This is a genomic window from Nocardia otitidiscaviarum NBRC 14405, assembly GCF_000308635.1.
GTDB lineage: Bacteria > Actinomycetota > Actinomycetes > Mycobacteriales > Mycobacteriaceae > Nocardia > Nocardia otitidiscaviarum.
Window position 1 is genome coordinate 1 of record NZ_BAGD01000259.1, and the last position, 2,642, is coordinate 2,642.

Annotated in this window: 2 protein-coding genes; both read left to right on the forward strand. The window is 64.0% G+C overall.

Translation table 11 applies throughout. The features are described 5' to 3' along the window. The first annotated feature begins 732 nt into the window (after positions 1–732). Entirely contained in the window at positions 733–2,193 is a 1,461-nt protein-coding gene (locus ON31_RS34940; protein WP_051037927.1) for a YiiX/YebB-like N1pC/P60 family cysteine hydrolase, read from the forward strand. After that, positions 2,190–2,642 (forward strand): hypothetical protein (locus ON31_RS29635; RefSeq protein WP_039818397.1); only part of this gene is annotated, 453 nt, incomplete at its 3' end. The genes ON31_RS34940 and ON31_RS29635, both read left to right, overlap by 4 nt.

Here is a 2,642-nt window from a genome sequence, read left to right on the forward strand (position 1 = left end):
ATCGGGCACCGGTAGGTGATGGCGAGCTGGTCATAGCAGGTGGCCACCGCCCGCCACCACTTGGCGCGGTTGAAGGCACATTCGATGACGTTGCGGCACTTGTAGATCTGAGTATCGCAGCTCGGTGCCTGACCGCCGGGCCAGACAATCCGCAGGAGCAGCAACTATCTGGCAATGGCCTCGTGCAGGTGTGGCAAGAGTGACAACAAGTGACCTATGTGATGTTCTGATTCCACGCCAGCAATAGTCTGGCGAACCTGATGAGGAGAGGGGGGTCTGATGAGACCGTCATTCAGTCCGGTACGAGGGGAATCGTCGCGCAGACACCGCACCCTGCGCCATGTGAGTGGTGTCGGCATGGCTATGCTCGTGATCGCTACCGGAGCACAGCTCGCGCACGCACAGCCCGCTACCGACAGTCCACGCCCGACAGCACCTTCCAGCACACCATCGGCGTCTCCCATGCCGACGACCACGGTGCCTGTCCCTGCTACACCCAGCGCACCGTCGGCGACAACCTCACCGGCGTCTCCGAGCACCACCGCTCCTTCATCGTCGGCGGTCCCTCAACCGACCACGAGCCCGCGACAGCAACCACCTGGAACGCTGCCGCCGACAACGCGAACCTCGCAGGAGGGTTCGTGTCCGGCCGGCCCGCCGGGCGGCAAGAAGGTCAAGCCGGAGAAGTGGGAGCCGACCAAGAACCCCAATCGAGAGGTCGTACCGGGCAGGATGCGCTCGGACTGCCAGGAGATCCCCGACGGGTTCAGCAAAGAAGACGCCGACAAAGCCGAGACGATGGAAGCGCAGCTGGCGGCCACCTCGGGTGAGGTGACCGCCTTCGCCGCACCCGGCTGCCAGGTGTACTGGCCCGCCCCCTATGAGGTGTGCGGCGCGATCCGCGACAAGTACAACTCCCTCGGTGGCCCGAACAGCTTCCTGCTCTATCCCACCAGCAATGAGCTGACCAACCCCGATGGTGTCGGGAAACGGTCGACGTTCCAGAACGGGCCGATCTACTGGTCGCCGTGGGGTGGTGCGCATCCGGTGGTGAACCATTTCTTCGCTGCCTGGCAGCGCAACGGCTGGGAAGGCGGCCCACTGGGCTATCCGACCTCCGACGAACTCGTCAACCCCGACGGCATCGGCCGACGCCAGTACTTCGACGGCGGCACCGTCTACTGGAAACTCAACGAGGCTTATTACGTGGCGGGCGCTGTCCGCGACCGATGGGGTGAGATCGGCTGGGAGCAAGGACTTCTCGGGTACCCGGTCAGTGACGAGACCACGACCGCGGATGGAGTGGGCCGGTTCAACCGTTTCGAGAACGGTTCGATCTACTGGCACCCCAGCACCGGCGCCTATGAGGTCACCGGACAAATCCACGACACGTGGGCCGCCGAGGGATACGAGACCGGACCGCACGGATACCCGATCGAACCCCCACGCCCGGTCGACGGTACCGTTCGCTTCACCCAGCAGTTCCAGCATGGTGAGATCACCGGCTACGCCGACGTCATCGCGCAGATCGCTGATCTGCTACAGATCGGCGATCTCGATGAGATCTACCGGACAGGCAAGGAAGTGATCGAAGAAGTCGGCATGGCGACCGACGAGGGGTTCCACGCAGTGCTCGACCGTGTTCAAGGCTCCTACGACGAGGTGCAGGAGGTCTCCGACGGAGGCAACAGCACCAACTGCGACTTCATCCCGCCGGGCAACGACCGGACCAACCGCGGCGACGTCTTCTTCTCCGACGCAACGTCCTACCGGGTTGCCAATCACGGGCACAACGGCATATTCGTCAGGAACGACCACACCGGCGGCACCGACGATATCTGGACCGTGGAGGCGGTGGACGAAGAGCTGGGTGTCCGGCTGCTCAAAGGCGATGCCCGCAAGGGCGTGTGTCGACCGATCTACCTGTCGGTCAACACCGATAACGCGACTCGCGACGCGGCCGCAGCGTTCGCGGAGCAGCAGGTCGGCAAGGGCTACAACGGCAACTTCCTGCTCACCCGGACCCAGGTGTACGACGACTCCTACAACTGCTCCCAACTGGTGTGGGCTGCCTACAAGCATGCCTCCGGCGGCGGTCTCGACATCAGCGAGCGCTACCCGTACCAGCCACCCAACTTCGGCGTCTATCCGATCGACATCCTCAAATCGCACAACACCCGGAGATTCGAGTGACCCCCTCCACCCGTCTCAAGCTCGCGGCGGGCGCGGCCGCAGCGGTCATCGCGATCGCTGCGACCGGCACCTACGCCTACCTCACATACCGCGGTGAGGACGCCCCGCCCTATGCCGGACCGCAGGATTGGGTCGGGATCTCCGCGGAGTTGAACCCACCGATCAATCGCCACGATCAGGTCAGCCTGCTCACCATCTCGGGACTCGGTCAAACCACGCTCGCAGGCGAGTATCCGATCGCGTTCGAACCGACAATGGAGCGCCTCGGAGACGGATTCGCCTTCCCCGCCGGCGACCGGATCGTGGTCGTGGACAAGACGTTACGTGAGGTGTGGAGCACCGGACTCGACAGCGGCGCGGCCCTGACACGATCAGCGGCCTCACCGGATGGCACCGAAGCGGCTTTCGCGTTCAACATCGGTATGGACAACAACGAGATTCGGCATCTG